Annotated in this window: 17 protein-coding genes; 3 read left to right on the top strand and 14 right to left on the bottom strand. The window is 47.2% G+C overall.

The window, feature by feature from the left end; all coding sequences use genetic code 11:
• Window positions 1-15: 15 nt before the first annotated feature.
• From lpxA to rpsB, 13 genes are all read right to left on the bottom strand, one after another.
• Window positions 16-804, bottom strand: a complete 789-nt coding sequence (gene lpxA / locus MTO69_RS03175; protein ID WP_248331065.1) for an acyl-ACP--UDP-N-acetylglucosamine O-acyltransferase — start codon at window positions 802-804, stop codon at window positions 16-18.
• A 1-nt stretch (window position 805) separates the two neighbouring features.
• Window positions 806-1258 carry a 3-hydroxyacyl-ACP dehydratase FabZ gene (fabZ, locus tag MTO69_RS03170; RefSeq protein WP_006881546.1) on the bottom strand — a complete coding sequence of 151 codons (453 nt, stop codon included), beginning with the start codon at window positions 1256-1258 and terminating at the stop codon, window positions 806-808.
• 96 nt (window positions 1259-1354) lie between these two features.
• Entirely contained in the window at window positions 1355-2386 is a 1032-nt protein-coding gene (gene lpxD / locus MTO69_RS03165) for a UDP-3-O-(3-hydroxymyristoyl)glucosamine N-acyltransferase (protein WP_248331063.1), read from the bottom strand.
• Between the two features lie 6 nt (window positions 2387-2392).
• Complete coding sequence (locus MTO69_RS03160; RefSeq protein WP_432715643.1) at window positions 2393-2902, bottom strand: OmpH family outer membrane protein; 510 nt, start codon at window positions 2900-2902, stop codon at window positions 2393-2395.
• A gap of 15 nt (window positions 2903-2917) precedes the next feature.
• Window positions 2918-5329: an outer membrane protein assembly factor BamA gene (gene bamA, locus MTO69_RS03155; RefSeq protein ID WP_248331061.1), complete on the bottom strand. Its 2412-nt coding sequence runs from the start codon at window positions 5327-5329 to the stop codon at window positions 2918-2920.
• Window positions 5330-5367: 38 nt separating this feature from the next.
• The gene (gene rseP, locus MTO69_RS03150) at window positions 5368-6726 is read right to left on the bottom strand and encodes a sigma E protease regulator RseP (RefSeq protein ID WP_248331059.1); all 1359 of its coding nucleotides are present in this window, start codon (window positions 6724-6726) and stop codon (window positions 5368-5370) included.
• Window positions 6723-7931 (bottom strand): 1-deoxy-D-xylulose-5-phosphate reductoisomerase, encoded by a 1209-nt coding sequence (ispC, locus tag MTO69_RS03145; RefSeq protein ID WP_248331057.1) that lies wholly within the window; start codon window positions 7929-7931, stop codon window positions 6723-6725. The genes rseP and ispC overlap by 4 nt, the downstream gene beginning before the upstream one ends.
• A gap of 42 nt (window positions 7932-7973) precedes the next feature.
• A complete protein-coding gene (locus MTO69_RS03140) occupies window positions 7974-8816 on the bottom strand; it encodes a phosphatidate cytidylyltransferase (protein ID WP_248331055.1) in 843 nt (280 codons plus the stop codon).
• Window positions 8817-8827: 11 nt separating this feature from the next.
• Entirely contained in the window at window positions 8828-9583 is a 756-nt protein-coding gene (locus tag MTO69_RS03135) for an isoprenyl transferase (RefSeq protein ID WP_248331053.1), read from the bottom strand.
• A 97-nt stretch (window positions 9584-9680) separates the two neighbouring features.
• Window positions 9681-10238, bottom strand: a complete 558-nt coding sequence (gene frr, locus MTO69_RS03130; protein ID WP_176288488.1) for a ribosome recycling factor — start codon at window positions 10236-10238, stop codon at window positions 9681-9683.
• Between the two features lie 101 nt (window positions 10239-10339).
• Window positions 10340-11071, bottom strand: coding sequence for a UMP kinase (pyrH, locus tag MTO69_RS03125; RefSeq protein ID WP_248331051.1), 732 nt, complete (start codon window positions 11069-11071; stop codon window positions 10340-10342).
• Between the two features lie 230 nt (window positions 11072-11301).
• The gene (gene tsf, locus MTO69_RS03120; protein WP_248331049.1) at window positions 11302-12144 is read right to left on the bottom strand and encodes a translation elongation factor Ts; all 843 of its coding nucleotides are present in this window, start codon (window positions 12142-12144) and stop codon (window positions 11302-11304) included.
• 131 nt (window positions 12145-12275) lie between these two features.
• Window positions 12276-13004, bottom strand: coding sequence for a 30S ribosomal protein S2 (gene rpsB / locus MTO69_RS03115; protein ID WP_248331047.1), 729 nt, complete (start codon window positions 13002-13004; stop codon window positions 12276-12278).
• 365 nt (window positions 13005-13369) lie between these two features.
• On the opposite strand from rpsB, the gene map reads away from it, so the two are divergent.
• The 3 genes from map (at window position 13370) to MTO69_RS03100 (ending at window position 17543) form a co-directional block, all read left to right on the top strand.
• Entirely contained in the window at window positions 13370-14248 is an 879-nt protein-coding gene (map, locus tag MTO69_RS03110) for a type I methionyl aminopeptidase (protein ID WP_248331045.1), read from the top strand.
• A gap of 152 nt (window positions 14249-14400) precedes the next feature.
• Entirely contained in the window at window positions 14401-17022 is a 2622-nt protein-coding gene (glnD, locus tag MTO69_RS03105; RefSeq protein ID WP_248331043.1) for a bifunctional uridylyltransferase/uridylyl-removing protein GlnD, read from the top strand.
• 137 nt (window positions 17023-17159) lie between these two features.
• A complete protein-coding gene (locus MTO69_RS03100) occupies window positions 17160-17543 on the top strand; it encodes a DUF3461 family protein (protein ID WP_248331041.1) in 384 nt (127 codons plus the stop codon).
• A 362-nt stretch (window positions 17544-17905) separates the two neighbouring features.
• Here the strand turns inward: MTO69_RS03100 and pgpA are convergent, their stop codons facing one another.
• Window positions 17906-18412, bottom strand: a complete 507-nt coding sequence (gene pgpA, locus MTO69_RS03095; protein WP_248331039.1) for a phosphatidylglycerophosphatase A — start codon at window positions 18410-18412, stop codon at window positions 17906-17908.
• Window positions 18413-18415 lie beyond the last annotated feature (3 nt).

Below are 18415 nucleotides of genomic sequence, written 5' to 3'. Positions count from 1 at the left end.
TACGTGAGCGTGCAATTAGCGAATAACGCCACGCTCTGAGGTTTCCACAAACTCAATAAAGTGTTTGATTGACGGCCAGTCTTTCGCCATCTCTTCCAGCGCGAGTTTCGCTTCTGCCTGAGTTTTGCCTGCACGGTAAAACTCTTTGTACGCATTACGTAGTGCGCGAAGTTCTGCTTTTTCAAAACCATTACGCTGCAAACCGACCAGGTTCAAACCAAATGGTGTTGCGTGGTTACCTTGCGCCAATACGTAGGGAGGAACATCTTTGACCACCGCAGAGCAGCCACCAATGTAACTGTACGCACCCACTTTACAAAATGGATGAATGGCAGACAGCGCCATGACGCCCGCGTAATCTTCAACCGTTACATGGCCACCTAAAATGGCATTGTTGCCGACATGCGTGTGGTTACCCACGATGACGTCATGGGCGATATGTGCATTGACACACAACAGGTTGTCATTACCAATCACAGTCGTGGCTTTGTCTTGTGTTGTGCCACGGTGAATTTGAACCGCTTCGCGAATCACATTGCGATCACCAATCACCACGGTGGTTGCTTCGCCACCGTACTTCTTGTCTTGGTTCTCTTCACCAATCACCGCATGAGGAAATATGCGGTTCTCTTTACCAATGGTGGTGTGGCCCTTGATAACAACGTGAGACATGACCTCGGTGCCCTCACCAATCTCAATCGTGCCTGAGATATAAGTGAAAGGACCAACAGTCACATTCGCTGCTATGGTTACGTCTCCTTCAATGACAGCTGAAGGATGGATCTGAGCTGTTTCATGAATCATATTAAAACTCTCGGCGAGCACACTTAAGCTCGGCTGAACATACAACTTCACCGTCTACTTTTGCTGTGCCTTTGAATGCAGCAATGCCACGGCGCTCTTTGATAAATTCTACTTCAATCACCAGTTGGTCACCAGGCACAACCGGCTTGCGGAATTTTGCCCCATCCACACTAGCAAAATAGTAAAGCTCGTTCTCTGACGGAGCACCAAACGATTTGAACGCCAGCAGACCCGTCGCCTGAGCCATGGCTTCAAGGATAAGTACGCCTGGGAAAACAGGAAGTTGAGGGAAATGACCGGTAAACTGAGGCTCATTGACTGAAACGTTTTTAATCGCTGTTAGATATTTTTCTTCTTGAAAATCGATGACACGATCAATCAGCAAAAACGGGTAGCGATGAGGCAGCAGTTCCTGAATTTCAGTGATGTTCATCGTTTTATTTTCAGTAGTCAAAGTCATATTCCTATGTTGGATGCTAATTTCTATCTGACGGGCATTATAGATGAAAAAGACCCGCAATACGCGAGCCTTTTTTTACTTCCATTAGAACTAGGCGTCTTCTCGGTGCTCTAGCTGCTTTTCTACAGCTTTCAAACGCTTGTTCATCTCATCAATGCGATGAACGCGAGCCGCTGTCTTACGCCACTCTTTATTGGGTTGCAGAGGAATACCTGAAGAGTACATCCCTTTTTCATCAATACCGCGCATCACCATTCCCATTCCGGTAATGGTGACACCATCGGCAATTTCGATGTGACCGTTAATCACACTGCCACCGCCAATGATACAGTACTTACCAATGGTAGTACTGCCGGCGACAATGGTACCACCAGCCATAGCGGTACCATATCCGATGTGTACGTTGTGCGCGATTTGGATCTGATTATCGAGAATCACATTATCCTCGATAACTGTATCGTCAAGCGCACCTCGGTCGATGGTAGTACAAGCACCGATTTCGACTCGGTTACCAATACGAACCGAGCCAAGCTGAGGAATTTTCACCCACTCGCCCTTTTCGTTCGCGTAACCAAAACCATCAGAACCAATAACGGTATTCGCTTGTACCAAACAATCTGAACCCAGTTGTACTTCGTGGTAGATACTAACGTTTGACCATAATTTGGTGTTAGTACCCAGCTTGGCATTTTTACCGACAAAACAGCCAGCGCCAATCACCACGCTATCAGCCAGCTCCGCCCCTGATTCAATCACAGCATTTGCACCAATCGAAACATTACTACCCAGTTTCGCATCTTGCGCAACCACCGCGGAAGGCGCAATGTCGCTGGAAGGCGCAGGAGTGGTATCTAAAGCTTGCGCGACTTTGGCAAACGCGACATATGGGTCATCGACAACAAGAACGTTGCCACTCGCTTGGTCGCGTTGCGCTTGTTTGACCATAACCACGGTCGCTTGGCACTGTGCCAAATGCTTGGCATATTTGGGATTAGACAAAAAGGTGACATGACCTGATTGTGCTTTATCCATCGGTGCAACCATGGTGACTGTCGCTGACTCGTCCCCATGTAGCACACCTCCGGTAATGGTCGCCAGTTCGGCTAACGAAAGTGTAGTCATAAAGATTTAGTTCAGTTCGTCAATAACTTGCTCAGAAATGTTGAATTCTGGCTTACCGTATTGCATGGTTTGGATGTCGACAATGATGTCATAACCTTCTTTCTCGGCCACTTTTTTCACTGCCTCTTGAATCGCTTTAAACAGCTTTTGTTTCTCTTCTGCTTCACGACGTTTCTGCGCAGTATCAAAAGACTTGGCTTTGATTTCGAACTCATTCTTAAGCTGACCAATCTCAATACGTAGTTTTTCTACTTCTTCAGATGTCATCAACTCGCCATCACGCTGAAGTTTTTCAAACTTGGTTTTGGCTTTGGCATCTATCGCCTTCAACTCATCCGCTTTATCTTTAAAGTCTTCTTGCATTTTTTGTTGAATGACTTCACGTTGAGGAAGCTCTTGAAACACTTGCGCCGTGTTAATGTAACCAATTTTCTGAGCCGCCTCTGCTGCATTCACAAACAAAGAAGAGGTCATAAGTGCAAGACTCAGGCTGGCCGCTTTAAATGTTTTATTCACAATAATTTCCTCTAGTTAGAAGGTGTTTCCGATAGTGAAAGTGAAGAATTCTTCATCATCACCCTCGTAAGATTTGATTGGTTTAGCGATCGAGAATACCAGTGGTCCCATCGGAGACATCCATTGCAATGCTGCACCGAAAGAGGAACGGTAGTTCATCGGATCCGAGTAGTCCATATAGTATCGCTGGCCTTTGTATTTCGGATCATACACAAACTCGGTATCCCAAACGCTCGCCGCATCAACAAACACGCTGGTACGAATTTGGTTTCTTGCCTCATCAGAAGCAAACGGTGTTGGGACAATAAGTTCTAAACTCGCCAACGCCACCGCATTACCGCCAACAGAGTCATCTGTTGCCGAAACACAACGTGAGGTATTACAAGTATCTGGGTTACCATTGGTGGTATAAACCGCTTTCGGGCCGACCCTATTTGAACCAAATCCTCGCAGTGTGGTAAAACCACCAGCGTAGTAGTTTTCATAGAATGGGAACAAGTTGTCGTTGCCATCCGTTTTACCATAGCCATTACCGTAACCTAAGCGACCACGCATGAGTAGGGTAAATTCATGTTTCTTAGTCAGTGGCACGTACTGCCTAGCATCGTACTGTATCTTGAAGTACTGGGCATCTGAGCCAGGTACCGTCGCTTTGGCGAACGCATTTTGATAGTTACCTGCGGTAGGGAAATAACCTCGATTGAGGTTGTTTCGCGTCCATGAAACGTTAACATCAAAATCGTTGGTTAAAATGTCCCCTTCTGGCTGACCAATACTCTGGGCAAAACGTTGAGCTTGATCGTAAGAAGGCACATTACCGATCTTGTTGTGTGTATAGCCAAAACCAAAATCAAAACGGTTTAACTCATCAAACGGGAAACCCCAGGTTAAGCTCGCACCGTAACTTTGGTTGGTATAGTCAACAATACCCGCTTCAGACGCTTCAAACTCGTTGTAGTAGATCTTACCACCGAGACTGACTCCATCGAGGTTCCAGTATGGGTCACGGTAATCTAGGCTCACGTTTTTCTGGTATTTATTCGTCATCGCACTAATACCAACGCGATTGCCACTTCCGGCAAAGTTATCTTGTTGCAGACCGACCTGGAAGCTCACCCCAGACTCAGTACCGTAGCCTACACCAAAGTTAACACTGCCCGAGTTAGCTTCTTTGACGTTATAGACTAAATCGACTTGGTCGTCACTGCCTGGTACACGCACCGTTTGTACATCGACGGTTTCAAAGAAGCCAAGACGGTTCAGACGATCTTTACCCGTTTCGATCGATCTAGAGTTTAACCAACTGCCTTCCATCTGACGCATTTCACGGCGCAACACTTCGTCTTTAGTCGAGTTGTTACCGACAAAGCGAATATCACGGACATAGATGCGATTGCCCGCTTCTACGTTCACGACCAGTGATACCGATTGGTTTTCATCGTCGAATTCAGGAATGGTACGAACTTGAGGATAAGCATAGCCTGCTTCACCAAGCAAGCTCTTAACCTGTTCTTCTAAACTGGTCACGGCTGAGCCGTTATAAGTTTCACCTGGGATAAAAGTAACCAGATCTTGAAAGTCTCTTTCTCTACCCAGGAGCTCACCGCGGAATTTCACGTCTTCTACAGTGTAAGGTAACCCTTCGTCCAGACCGAGCGTAATGTAAACGCCTTTCTTATCCGGCGAAATAGCGACTTGGGTAGAGTCGATACGGAATTTGAGGTAACCACGGTCAAGATAGTAAGACTTGAGCGCCTCGATATCACCGGCTAGTACCTGTTTTTGATACTTATCGTCAGACAGGAAGTTCCACCACGCCACATCAACGTTGAGGTCAAAACGACTAAGCAGCTCTTCATCGGAGTATTGTTTGTTTCCAATGAAGTTAATTTGTTTGATTTTAGCCGACACACCTTCTGTAAAGACAAACTTCAAGTCACTTCGGTTACGCGGCAAGGGTGTCACAACCGCTTTTACCGTCGCATTGTACTTACCTACGCTGTAGTAGAAGTCTTCAAGCCCCTTTTCAATGGTCGATAAGGTGGTTCTGTCGAGCGCATCACCGACACGAATCCCTGAGGCATCAAGGTTTTGTTGCAATTGTTCTTCTTTGATCGCCTTATTGCCTGAAAAAGAGATGCTAGCAATGGTTGGACGCTCTTTGACCTGCACCATCAATACATTGTTGTCGCGTAACACTTTAATGTCTTCGAAGTTACCCGTCGCGTAAAGCGCACGAATAATCTCAGCCACATCTTGGCCGTCAACAGTATCACCGATACGAACGGGCATTTTCAGCAAAGCTGCACCCAATGCTACGCGCTGTAAACCTTCTACTTGAATGTCTTGAACTACAAAGTTCTCGGCACCGTTTGCACTGACACTGGTCGCCAACAAAGATGCAAACAGAATATTTTTCATCGCCATATGTGTTTTAGTTATTCCTTACTTCAACCTATGCCCTGTTACAAGCGAGCAAAGTCATTGAAAATTGCCACAATCATTAATGAGAAGATAATTGCTCCGCCCAGACGGTAGCCCACTTCCTGAAACTTCTCTGGTACAGGACGCTTGATGATGGCTTCGATGGCAAAAAACAACAGATGCCCACCGTCTAACATTGGCAAAGGGACTAGGTTAATAATCCCTAAATTAACGCTAATCAGGGCGAGAAAACCTAAGAAGTACACCAAGCCATAATCGGCTGTTGTTCCCGCGCCCTTTGCGATCGATATCGGTCCGCTGAGGTTATTTAAACCTACATCGCCAACAATCAATTTCTTGAGCATGCTGATGGTGAGGTTGATCACCTGACCAGTTTTTTCAATTGCCTTACCGACTGATTCAATTACACCATATTGCAAATCGAAGCGATAATTTTCTGGCCATTCTGCGACTTCGGGAGCGATTCCTGCAAAACCAACCACGCGATCGCCGGATAAGGTTCGACTCTCCGGTATCAAGGTGAGCTCTACCTTGGCACCGTCTCGCTCTACGTTAAGTGCAAGTGGTTGGTTAGGACTTTGCTGAATCTTATCCACCACCTGCTGCCAGTTTGTTATCTCAACCCCATCGATATCCAGTAATAGATCGCCGACTTGCAAGCCAGCCTTATCTCCGGCCCCTTGCTGCGAGACGCTAGTAATACGTGCGATGATATCAGGTGTGTAAGGCATGAACCCGAGCGCTGCCATAGCAGACTCTTTCTCTGGGTCAAAGTTCCAATTGGTTAAATCCAGTCGCTTGGTTTCTTCAACGCCAACCTCACCTGCTGGAGCGACGGTTAAAGTCAACTGACTGTCGCCAATATGAGAAATCAGCCCCATGTTCACCGACTCCCAATCCGCAGTTTTGACGCCAGAAACCGCCTTTAGTTCCATGCCGGACTCTAGACCGGCTTCTGCTGCGATAGAATAAGGGGTCACTTGACCCACCACCGGCTTAACCGCAGGCACACCAATCAGGAATACCAGCCAATAGGCGAAGATGGCAAATAGGAAGTTAAATATAGGACCTGCGGCAACAATGGCAGTGCGCTTCCATAGCGGCTTAGTATCAAAAGCAAAGCGGCGATCTTGTTCTGCGACCTCGTCGACGCGAGAGTCGAGCATTTTGACATAACCGCCAAGTGGGATGATCGACAGGCTGTATTCGGTACCATCTTTTGCGACTCGGCTCCAAATCGATTTACCAAATCCAATCGAAAATTTCTCGACTTTGACGCCGCAGCGACGTGCAACCCAGAAGTGACCAAACTCGTGCACAGCAACCAAAATGCCCAGCGCAACGATGAATGAGACAAAGTTCCAAATAATACCGCTCATAACTGACGCTCACTTACTCTATCGACCGCTAACTCTCTCGCCATTCTATCGAGCTCGAGTATGCTTTCCAAGTCATGACAGGAAGACGAGCTATGACTAGCACAAAGCTGTTCGGTCACGATTTGATTGACCACGGCGATGTCGGTAAAACGGAGCCGACGCTTGAGAAATGCTTCCACTGCCACTTCGTTGGCTGCATTGAGCGCTGTAGTCGCATGTTGACCTTCATAGCACGCGTCAATCGCGAGCTTCAAGCACGGATAACGTTGGTAATCTGGTTGCAAGAAGCTGAGCTCGCCCACTTGAGTAAAATCAAGCGGCGCTACACCCGCAGAGACGCGCTGTGGGTATGATAGGGTGAGCGCAATCGGCGTCGCCATGTCAGGTTCTCCCATTTGGGCCAGTACAGAACCATCTTTATACTGAACCATAGAGTGAATAACCGATTGTGGATGGATTAACACTTTCAACTGCTCACGACGGGTATTGAACAGCCATTTCGCTTCTATATATTCCAATCCTTTGTTCATCATGGTTGCCGAGTCAACCGAGATCTTTGGCCCCATAGACCAGTTTGGATGTGCAATGGCCTGCTCTGGCGTGACGCTACTGAGCGTTTCAATATCGCTATAACGGAAAGGACCGCCTGAGCCTGTAAGCAGCAGGTGCGAAATGCCGTGACTTGCCAAATCGCATCGACCCAGTTGGGTCTGTACATCACTAGGCAGGCATTGAAAAATTGCATTGTGCTCGCTATCCACCGGCAATAGCTCAGCGCCATAGCGTTCAACAGCATCAATAAACAGTTGCCCAGACATAACCAAGGCTTCTTTATTGGCAAGCAGTACCCGTTTACCGGCTTTGACAGCCGCCATCGTGGGCAACAAACCTGCCGCACCGACGATCGCCGCCATAACCGTATCGACTTCATCCATCGAGGAGACGTCGCACATTGCGTCGACGCCAAAACGTACTTGAGTTGCCAGCTCCAATTCTGAGAGCTGCAACTGCAATTGCTTAGCGGCACCTTCATCCGCCATCACGGCAAACTTAGGCTGCCATTTCAGACACAGCTCGCGCATTTTCGCGACATTACGCCCAGCAGCCAAGGCAACCACTGAAAACTGCTCAGGATTTTGTTCAAGTACCTTAAACGTGCTCGCTCCAATTGAGCCTGTTGCACCGAGAATCGTTAACTTACGCATAGCAAGAAACCAAAGTATGGTAAGGGCAAGCTTAAGCTTGCCTTAAAATATGAAGTATAGGAAGGCAAAAACAGGGAAAGCCGCGGTTAGGCTGTCGATGCGGTCTAGCACACCACCATGGCCGGGAATAATGTTACTGCTATCTTTGATGCCAGCCACTCGCTTAAACATGCTTTCAACTAAATCACCCAACACAGAAATCACTACGGTTGCGAGGGTTATCACCACCATGGCCCAGTAACTACTAAACTGAATATCAAACCACTGAGCAGTCACCCAGCCGATGACTAGCGCTGTGATCATACCGCCGACCAAACCTTCGATGGTTTTGTTTGGGCTAACATGAGGCGCCATTTTATGCTTGCCTAGGCTCTTACCTGCAAAGTACGCACCGCTGTCAGCTGCCCATACGATCAGGCAGACATAAAGCACCAGTCTCGCTCCGTGATAAGCATCGTTGTCGATACCTTCTGCTCGTAGCAAGATGACACTCCAGAAGAATGGCAGTAGCGTTAGAATGCCAAAACCATGACGCAGCCATTGCGACGATTGCCATAGTGAGGACGATTTAGGATAAGTGATCGCTAGGCCACTGGCCGCAAGCCACCATAGACATCCGATCGCTAAAACAATCAAGTGTGGCTGCTGAACCTGATTCAAACTAAATGCATCGAAAGGGACCAACCAAAGGCTTGCGGCACCTACAGCTACAGTAGGAATCAGCGCTAGGAGACGTGATGAGGCACTAACAAATTGAGTCCATTCCCAGAAACCAATCATAGTTACCGCCGCAATCGCCACAATAAATAGCGGCAGCGATAACTTGAAGATGCCTACAATCACCAAAGGGGCAAGGATAAGCGCGGTTATAATTCGTTGTTTCAAACTTAGATCCTTTATTCGCTTTCCATCAATGCCTTGATTTGTTCACCGGTGCAACCGAAACGTCGCTCTCGATTAACAAACCAAGTCACTGCTTCGATTAAGCTGTTTTCATCGAACTCTGGCCAATAGACCGGTGTAAAATACAGCTCGGCGTAAGCCATTTGCCACAGCATAAAGTTACTGATGCGGCATTCGCCGCTGGTTCGAATCATCAAATCAACTTCAGGTAAATCTGCCATTGTTAGGTGCTGAGTGATCAGATCTTCAGTGATCTCATCCGGTTGCAGTTCACCTGCGGCAACCTTAGCTGAAATTGCTTTTGTCGCCTGCATGATATCCCACTTACCACCATAGTTGGCGGCAATATTAATGACCATGCCGTCATTGGCTGCGGTTAACGCTTCTGCTTGCGCGATCTTGCTCTGTAAGCGCTCATTGAATCGAGAAGTGTCACCAATAACTCTTAGGCGTAAGTTGTTCTTATGCAGCTTTTTCACTTCGGTTGACAGTACTGAAATAAACAGCTCCATCAGTACCCCAACCTCCTCTTCTGGTCGGCGCCAGTTCTCGCTACTAAAGGCAAACAGTGTAATAGCTTTAACACCTAACTTGGCCGAGGTTGAGATAGCTTTGCGCACCGCAGCAACACCGTTTCTGTGACCAAAAACGCGAGGTTTTCCTTGGGCTTTAGCCCAACGGCCGTTGCCATCCATAATGATTGCAATGTGTTGCGGGAGTAGTTCAGGAGAGAGTTGTGAATTTTGCATAAGACGTTGATTGATAATCAGCAGGGGACAGAGAGTAGCATAAAAAAGCGCTGTACTGCGAGCACAGCGCTTTTAAAGCGATACGTTTATGGATAAATCAGACTTCCATCAACTCTTTTTCTTTCGCTGCCAATGCTTCGTCCACTTTCTTAACGGCTGCATCGGTTAGCTTTTGAATCTCGTCTTGTGCTTTACGATCTTCGTCTTCAGAAATTTCTTTGTCTTTCAACAGTGCTTTCAGTTCACCGTTAGCATCACGACGAATGTTACGGATCGCAACACGACCACCTTCTGCTTCACCACGAACGATTTTAACCAGGTCTTTACGACGCTCTTCCGTTAGCGGAGGAAGTGGAACGCGAATAATGGTGCCCGCTGACATTGGGTTTAGACCCAGATCAGACATCATGATCGCTTTTTCAACTTTTTGCGTCAGTTCTTTATCAAATACAGTGATCGCTAGAGTACGAGCATCTTCTGCTACCACGTTAGCCACCTGGTTTAGGGGGGTTGGCGCGCCGTAGTATTCTACATTGATACCAGAAAGTAGGCTTGGGTGCGCACGACCAGTACGTACTTTAGAAAGGTTGTTCTTTAGCGCTTCAACGCTTTTGTCCATGCGCTCTTGAGCGTCTTTTTTGATTTCGTTAATCACAATATCACCTTAATGTGTAAATCTTTCTTGAAGAAAGCCTAACCTGGAGTCTTCAAAAGGCAATACCGCAACATAAATCAACTATGCTGCGGCGATTGGAATTACTCTGCGTCGCTGATTAGCGTGCCTTCTGCTTCACCCATTACCACGCGACGAAGTGCGCCTGGTTTATTCATGTTGAATACGCGGATTGGCATTTTGTGGTCACGAGCCAAGGTAAATGCTGCCAAATCCATCACTTTCAGCTCTTTTTCAAGAACCGCGTTGAATGTGAGCTTATCATACAGCTCTGCGTCTGGGTTTGCTACCGGGTCAGCCGTAAATACACCATCTACTTTGGTCGCTTTTAGAACCACATCCGCTTCGATTTCAATTCCGCGCAAACACGCAGCAGAATCAGTAGTAAAGAATGGGTTACCAGTACCAGCGGAGAAAATAACCACACGACCTTGACGAAGTTCACGAATAGCATCGGCCCAATTGTAGTCGTCACACACACCTTTCAACGGAATCGCAGACATCACGCGAGCGTTAACATAAGCACGGTGCAGTGCATCACGCATCGCTAGGCCGTTCATTACTGTTGCTAGCATACCCATATGGTCGCCGACTACGCGGTTCATGCCCGCTTCCGCAAGACCTGCACCACGGAATAAGTTACCACCACCGATAACCACACCCACTTGAACGCCGAGTTCAACCAACTCTTTTACTTCTTGGGCCATACGATCAAGAACCGCAGGATCAATGCCGAAACCATCTTCGCCTTGAAGAGCTTCACCACTCAGTTTTAACAGGATACGTTGATACGCTGGTTTAGGGTTCGTAGTCATGGAGTTTACCTTCCAAAAGAGAGTTGTTGATTAACAGTCATGGATAGAGGGGAAAGAATTAAGTTTCTAGTTTCTAGTTGCTAGAGAAGAAATCCCCTCTAGGTACTAGGCACTAGGCACTAACATCTAGTCACTTTCACCCCTATTCATCACGGCTAAACGATTACTCGTTAGTCGTAAAAAGACCGCAGCCTTGGCTACGGTCTAAATAGTATGCGAGTCGCTAAGGATTAACCTTTTTGAGCAGCAGCAACTTCTTCAGCGAAGCTCATTTCTTCTGCTTTCTCGATACCTTCACCTACTTCTAGGCGAACGAAAGTAGCAACTGAAGCGCCTTTTTCTTTCAGCATTTCGCCTACAGTTTTCTTAGGCTCCATGATGAATGCTTGACCTGTTAGAGAGATTTCGCCAGTGAATTTCTTCATACGGCCAACAACCATCTTCTCTGCGATCTCAGCAGGCTTGCCTTCGTTCATAGCGATTTCTACTTGAACTTCTTTCTCTTTAGCAACTACGTCAGCTGGTACGTCTTCTGGGTTAACGTACTCTGGCTTAGAAGCAGCAACGTGCATTGCAACGTGCTTAAGAGTTTCTGCATCGCCTTCACCAGCAACAACAACACCGATTTTCTCACCGTGACGGTAAGAAGCTAGAGCTGCGCCTTCAACGTATTGAACGCGACGGATGTTGATGTTTTCGCCGATTTTCGCTACTAGAGCTACACGAGTTTCTTCGAACTTAGCTTGTAGTTCTTCAACAGAAGCTTTAGAAGCTAGAGCGTCAGCTGCAACTTCTTCAGCAAATGCAGTGAAGTTACCATCTTTAGCAACGAAGTCAGTTTGGCAGTTAACTTCAAGAAGAACAGCTACACCGTTTTCTTCTTTAATGATGATCGCGCCTTCAGCCGCTACGTTACCTGCTTTCTTAGCAGCTTTTGCAGCACCTGATTTACGCATGTTTTCGATTGCTAGTTCGATGTCAGCGTTTGCTTCAACAAGCGCTTTCTTACATTCCATCATGCCTGCGCCAGTACGTTCGCGCAGTTCTTTAACTAGAGCAGCAGTAACAGCCATTCTCTATTCCTCAGTTGATTCTGGATTTGGTAAAAAACAGGGGCCTATATGTTCGGCCCCTATTGCTAACTATAACTCAGTTTATGTGACAACCTGTGGCACATCTAACTAAGTGTGACTTGGAGCCGCTATTATTCAGCTTCTACGAAACCGTCTTTTTCAGCAACTGCCGCTACGTCTTTGTTACGACCTTCAGTTACTGCAGATGCAGCAGCGTTTAGGTACAGTTGAACAGCACGGATAGCGTCGTCGTTACCTGGGATGATGTAGTCTACGCCGTCTGGGTTAGAGTTAGTATCTACCACAGCGTATACTGGAATACCTAGGTTGTTAGCTTCTTTAATCGCAATGTGTTCGTGATCAGCGTCGATTACGAATAGAGCGTCTGGTAGGCCGCCCATATCTTTGATACCACCAAGAGACTTCTCTAGCTTCTCCATTTCACGAGTACGCATTAGAGCTTCTTTCTTAGTTAGTTTGTCAAAAGTACCGTCTTGAGCTTGAGCTTCAAGATCTTTTAGACGCTTGATTGACTGACGAACAGTTTTGTAGTTTGTAAGCATACCGCCTAACCAGCGGTTGTTTACGTAGTACTGGTTGCTTGCGATAGCAGCTTCTTTAACAGCTTCAGATGCAGCGCGCTTAGTACCTACGAATAGAACTTTACCTTTTTTCTCGCCAACTTTAGCTAGGTCAGCTAGCGCTTCGTTGAACATAGGTACAGTTTTTTCTAGGTTGATGATGTGAACGCGGTTACGAGCACCAAAGATGAATGGCTTCATTTTTGGGTTCCAGTAACGAGTTTGGTGACCGAAGTGAACACCAGCTTTCAGCATATCGCGCATTGATACAGTTGCCATTTTAAAATCCTCTATGGGGTTAGGCCTCCACATTCCCCATAACTCCGACTAGGCTTCTGCCCAGCACCCCGGAATATGTGTCGGAATGTGTGTGATTTAAAGATAAAAGTTAGTCGGTCGTAGTCAGCTTCGCCAGTCCAGATTACACTCAACTAGAGAGAACAGACCACAATTCCGGCGCGCTTTATACCATATTTTGACCGAGTATGGCTAGTAAAAAAACCATCAGCCGTTGGGTTTTGCACCTAAATCGTTGACTCGCGTATAAACCAACGAGAGGAAGAATAATTCTCATTATGTGCTGTTCCTGTTAGAATGCGCCCAATCGTGCCTAGGGGCACAATAGAGTTAAGTAGAGAAAGCCGATGTCAATCAAGATAAAAACTGCTGAAGAAATTGAACGTATGCGTCTTGCGGGGGCGCTCGCCGCTGAAATCCTAGAAATGATCGAACCTCATATCAAAGAGGGCGTGACCACCGATGAGCTCAATCAGATTTGTCATGATTATGGGATTGAAAAAGGTGCCTACTCAGCGCCGCTCGATTACCATGGTTTTCCTAAATCAATCTGTACTTCGATCAACCATATCGTCTGTCACGGCATTCCTGCTTCCCAAGATGAAGTGGGTAGCAATGGTCAAGTGAAGCCAGCGGTACTTAAAAACGGTGACATTATCAACGTCGATATCACAGTGATTATCCCAAATGAAGAAGGGGCCGATCTCAGCGTTCGACCAGAGGGCTACCACGGTGATACCTCGAAAATGTTCTTGGTCGGTGATGTTTCTCCAGCAGACAAACGCTTGTGTATGGTGACTCAAGAAGCGCTATACGTGGGCATGCGTCAAGTGAAACCGGGTGCCACTGTCGGCGACATCGGTACTGCGATCGAGAAGTACATCAAAACCAATAACAAGAACAATCCACGAAATAAGTTCTCTATCGTAAAAGACTTCTGTGGTCACGGCATTGGCAATGAGTTCCATGAAGAGCCGCAAATCGTCCACTACAAAAACAATGACCGCCGAGTGTTGAAAGAAGGCATGTGTTTCACCATCGAACCTATGATTAACGAAGGTAAGTTTGGCGTTACCGTTGACGCTGAAGACGACTGGACGGTCTACACCGGTGATGGCAAAAAGTCAGCGCAGTATGAGCACACCGTGTTGGTGACCAAAACGGGTTGCGAGGTGTTAACCCTTCGCAGTGATGACACCATTCCACGCCACATGAACAACGCCTAACTATTTTTCCTATCCTCGCTCCGGCGGGGATATTTTTTATCTGCCCTATCGAGCCTAAGCAAAATTCGCGCAAAACCTGTTTAACGGTTTAGCTTACTCAATCTCTTTGGTAGATTAGTCCGAACTAGGACTATTTTGCATGGATTCGCTGTATGCCCTTTCAATCACCGCTAACCTTCTCAGAACAACAGATCGACATCAACGAGCTCAAAAGCCAACTCGAGACCTTCGCTGACTATCAAAAGCGAGAGTTTTTATCTCATCACCCAGTCACCGACCTGGTCCTCGGTAGAGCTGAGTATATTGATCTGTTGCTCAATCGCCTATGGCAACATTTTGGCTTCGCTGCCCTACCGAATATCAGCTTAGTGGCTGTTGGTGGTTATGGCCGTGGCGAACTTCACCCTTTGTCTGATATCGACATTTTGGTGGTGTCGCGTAAATCTCTGCCAGATTCACTCAAAGGCAAAGTGAGTGAGTTCATCACCTTACTTTGGGATTTGCGCCTAGAAGTAGGCCACGCGGTACGCAGTGTTGAAGAGTGCGCAGCGATAGGTAAGGACGACCTCACCGTAGCGACTAACCTGCAAGAAGCTCGCCTACTGTGTGGTTGTGAAGATACCTTCCACCAACTGAAAATGGTGATTCATTCAGAATCGTTCTGGCCTAGTGAAGTGTTTTACAAAGCCAAGGTTCAAGAGCAGCGCAGTCGCCATGCTCGCTATCACGACACCACCTATAACCTAGAGCCCGACATCAAGTCGACCCCAGGCGGACTGCGAGATATCCATACTTTAAGCTGGGTTGCTCGCCGTCATTTCGGCGCCACCTCGCTACTTGAAATGAGCCATTACGGTTTTTTAACCGATGCGGAGTATCGAGAGCTGGTAGAGTGTCAGGACTTTTTGTGGCGAGTTCGGTTTGCTCTGCATATCGAGCTAAAACGTTACGACAACCGTCTAACTTTTGCCCATCAAGCTCAAGTAGCCGAGAACTTAGGTTACAGCGGTGAAGGCAACCGTGGCGTTGAAATGATGATGAAAGAGTTTTACCGCACTCTACGCCGAGTCGCCGAGCTGAACAAAATGCTGCTCAAGCTGTTTGACCAAGCCATTTTAGACAACGGCATTGAGGCGGAACCGGAAATCTTGAGCGATGATTTCTTACGTCGAGGTCATCTGATTGAAGCGCGAAAACCCGCGCTGTTTCAAGCTCGCCCAGAAACAATTTTGGATATGTTTCTGCATATTGCCAACGACTCCAGCATTGAGGGGGTCGCACCTCCTACGATGCGCCAACTGCGCACCGCCAGACGTCGACTCAATAAATTTTTGCACACCATTCCTGCTGCGCGAGAGAAGTTTCTCGATCTGTGCCGCCACCCAAATGCCTTGCATAAAGCATTTAGTCTGATGCACAAACTGGGCGTTCTGGCCGCTTACTTGCCTCAATGGAGTCAGATTGTCGGCCAGATGCAGTTCGATCTGTTCCACGTTTACACGGTCGACGAACACAGCGTGCGACTGCTCAAACACATCAACACCTTTAGTTACGCCAAAAATCACGAAAAGCATCCTATCTGCTGTGAAGTCTACCCTCGCCTACAGAAGAAAGAGCTACTGATCATTGCGGCAATTTTCCATGATATCGGTAAAGGTCGTGGTGGAGATCACTCAGTGATTGGCGAAGGTGAAGCGTACGATTTTTGTATCGAGCACGGTCTTTCAAAGCCAGAAGCCAAACTGGTCGCGTGGCTAGTTCGCCATCACTTATTAATGTCGGTAACCGCCCAACGACGCGATATCTATGATCCAGAAGTGATTACCGAATTTGCCAAGCAGGTTCGTGATGAAGAGTACCTTGAGTACCTAGTTTGCCTGACCGTTGCAGATATCTGTGCGACCAACCCTGAACTGTGGAACAGTTGGAAGCGAACGCTATTGGCCGAGCTGTACTACTCTACCCAGCGCGCGCTGCGTCGTGGACTCGAGAACCCGGTCGATGTCCGTGACCGTATTCGCCACAATCAGCAGTTGGCCTCTGCACAGCTGCGTAAGGAAGGCTTTAATGCTCGTGAAATTGAAGTCTTGTGGCAAAGGTTTAAGGCCGATTACTTCTTGCGCCACACCCATAAACAGATTGCGTGGCACTGCAGCAATTTACTGCGCCATCAAGATCACTCTCAGCCCTTAGTGCTGATTTCCAAAAAAGCCACTCGTGGCGGCACCGAAGTTTTTGTCTACAGCAAAGATCAACATGCTCTGTTTGCAACAGTGGTGGCCGAGCTTGATAGGCGCAACCTAAACGTCCACGACGCCCAAGTCATGACCAGCAAAGACGGCTATGTGTTAGATACCTTTATGGTTCTTGACCAAAATGGCGAAGTTATCGACGAGAGTCGCCACAAAGCGGTAATTAAGCACCTGGTTCACGTACTTGAAGATGGTCGTCCAACAAAAATCAAAACACGACGCATCCCACGCAACTTGCAGCACTTCAAAGTAAAAACTCAAGTCGACTTCCTGCCGACTAAGAGTAAAAAGCGCACTCTAGTTGAATTTGTTGCACTTGATACACCGGGATTGCTGGCAACCGTTGGTGCCACCTTTGCCGACCTCAACCTTCACCTTCACGCAGCGAAAATCACCACCATTGGTGAAAGGGCGGAAGACTTGTTTATTGTCACCAGTCACAATGGCGGTAAATTGAGTGATGAAGAGCAGGTAGAACTGCGCGATAAGATCATAAAAAACGTTGCAGAACTAGCACCTTAAGCGATCAAGAGCACAAGTTATAAACTTGGCCGAAAAAGCGCTGTCTACCACGATCATAGGCTGCTACATTATAGGTGATTGGTCATTCTCAGAGCAGACTTTCTGAGAGTATTACAACAACACAATAGAGGTAGCCTATGTATCCACACCTCACAGGTTTAGGTATTCATGATCCTAAACAAATTGAGCGCTATTCACTCCGCCAAGAAGCGCACAAGGATGTGTTAAAGATCTATTTTCACAAACAAAAAGGGGAATTGTTTGCGAAAAGCGTGAAGTTTAAATACCCACGACAAACAAAAAACGTTCTGGTCGACAGTGGCAGTCACCAGTACAAAGAAGTCACAGAAATCAACCGCAACCTGACTCTGGTCATCGACGAACTCAACCAACTGACCAAACCGCATCAACCATCAGAAACGGATATCAAACAGAAAGTTCTGTCCGATTTACGTCATCTAGAAAAAGTCGTTTCGAGTAAAATTGCTGAGATTGAAGCAGATTTAGAGAAGCTGAAATAGAAGCGAGAAGCGAGAAGCGAGAAGCGAGAAGCGAGAAGCGAGAAGCGAGAAGCGAGAAGCGAGAAGCGAGAAGCGAGAAGCGAGAAGCGAGAAGCGAGAAGCGAGAAGCGAGAAGCGAGAAGCGAGAAGCGAGAAGCGAGAAGCGAGAAAATCTTGTTAGGCTTGACGGTATACGTCAAGCCTTTTCTTTTTAATTCAAATAATTAAACTTAAACACAAGCCAGTACTGCTGGCAACTTTCGACGCACTCATCACAAGCATCTCTCGAAGGACGAAGTCCGTTCTCGGAGCGAAGCATGCTAGATTCTCGCAGGGCGAAGCCCGGTCTCGAAGCAAAGCGCTCTAGGAACTAGCAACTTTATTTAAACAAGCCAACCTGCGTACTTACCCACTAAATAAAGCGCAACGCCTGCCATCACACCGGCAACGATGTCATCGACCATAATGCCTAAACCACCATGGACACGCTTATCCAGCCAGCCTATTGGCCAAGGTTTTACCATGTCGAAGAAACGAAACAAGACAAACCCAGTGAGTAGCCATTTCCAGTCAAATGCAGATAAGTTGAATAGCGGCACCACTAACATGGTAATCCAAAAGCCAGCGAACTCATCCCAGACAATAGAGCCATGATCATGAACACCCATATCGTCTGAGGTGACCTGACAAATCTTGATGCCAACCACACAAGAGAGAACCACGGCGACAATATAGAGTGGTAGCGGCAGTTGCACCAGCAGCAGATAAAAGGGTATCGCCGCTAAGGTACCCATAGTGCCAGGAATCACCGGCGATAAACCGCTGCCAAAGCCTGTCGCCAATAAGTGCCAAGGATTTTTTAAACAGAGAAGTGAAAGAGGATTTGTCATAGC

Origin of the sequence: Vibrio sinaloensis (assembly GCF_023195835.1) — a bacterium.
In the GTDB taxonomy this organism is placed as follows: domain Bacteria; phylum Pseudomonadota; class Gammaproteobacteria; order Enterobacterales; family Vibrionaceae; genus Vibrio; species Vibrio sinaloensis_C.
The sequence above is the reverse complement of the archived record's forward strand: the minus strand, read 5'-3'. Positions and strand labels throughout refer to the sequence as shown.

Excerpts from the sequence above, each read along its gene's own strand:
- MTO69_RS03135 (WP_248331053.1), bottom strand. The coding sequence starts at position 9,583 with ATGCAAAATTCACAACTCTCTCCTGAACTACTCCCGCAACACATTGCA.
- bamA (WP_248331061.1), bottom strand. The coding sequence starts at position 5,329 with ATGGCGATGAAAAATATTCTGTTTGCATCTTTGTTGGCGACCAGTGTC.
- tsf (WP_248331049.1), bottom strand. The coding sequence starts at position 12,144 with ATGGCTGTTACTGCTGCTCTAGTTAAAGAACTGCGCGAACGTACTGGC.
- lpxD (WP_248331063.1), bottom strand. The coding sequence starts at position 2,386 with ATGACTACACTTTCGTTAGCCGAACTGGCGACCATTACCGGAGGTGTG.
- MTO69_RS03100 (WP_248331041.1), top strand. The coding sequence starts at position 17,160 with ATGTATCCACACCTCACAGGTTTAGGTATTCATGATCCTAAACAAATT.
- pyrH (WP_248331051.1), bottom strand. The coding sequence starts at position 11,071 with ATGACTACGAACCCTAAACCAGCGTATCAACGTATCCTGTTAAAACTG.
- map (WP_248331045.1), top strand. The coding sequence starts at position 13,370 with ATGTCAATCAAGATAAAAACTGCTGAAGAAATTGAACGTATGCGTCTT.
- rseP (WP_248331059.1), bottom strand. The coding sequence starts at position 6,726 with ATGAGCGGTATTATTTGGAACTTTGTCTCATTCATCGTTGCGCTGGGC.
- rpsB (WP_248331047.1), bottom strand. The coding sequence starts at position 13,004 with ATGGCAACTGTATCAATGCGCGATATGCTGAAAGCTGGTGTTCACTTC.
- lpxA (WP_248331065.1), bottom strand. The coding sequence starts at position 804 with ATGATTCATGAAACAGCTCAGATCCATCCTTCAGCTGTCATTGAAGGA.
- pgpA (WP_248331039.1), bottom strand. The coding sequence starts at position 18,412 with ATGACAAATCCTCTTTCACTTCTCTGTTTAAAAAATCCTTGGCACTTA.
- ispC (WP_248331057.1), bottom strand. The coding sequence starts at position 7,931 with ATGCGTAAGTTAACGATTCTCGGTGCAACAGGCTCAATTGGAGCGAGC.
- glnD (WP_248331043.1), top strand. The coding sequence starts at position 14,401 with ATGCCCTTTCAATCACCGCTAACCTTCTCAGAACAACAGATCGACATC.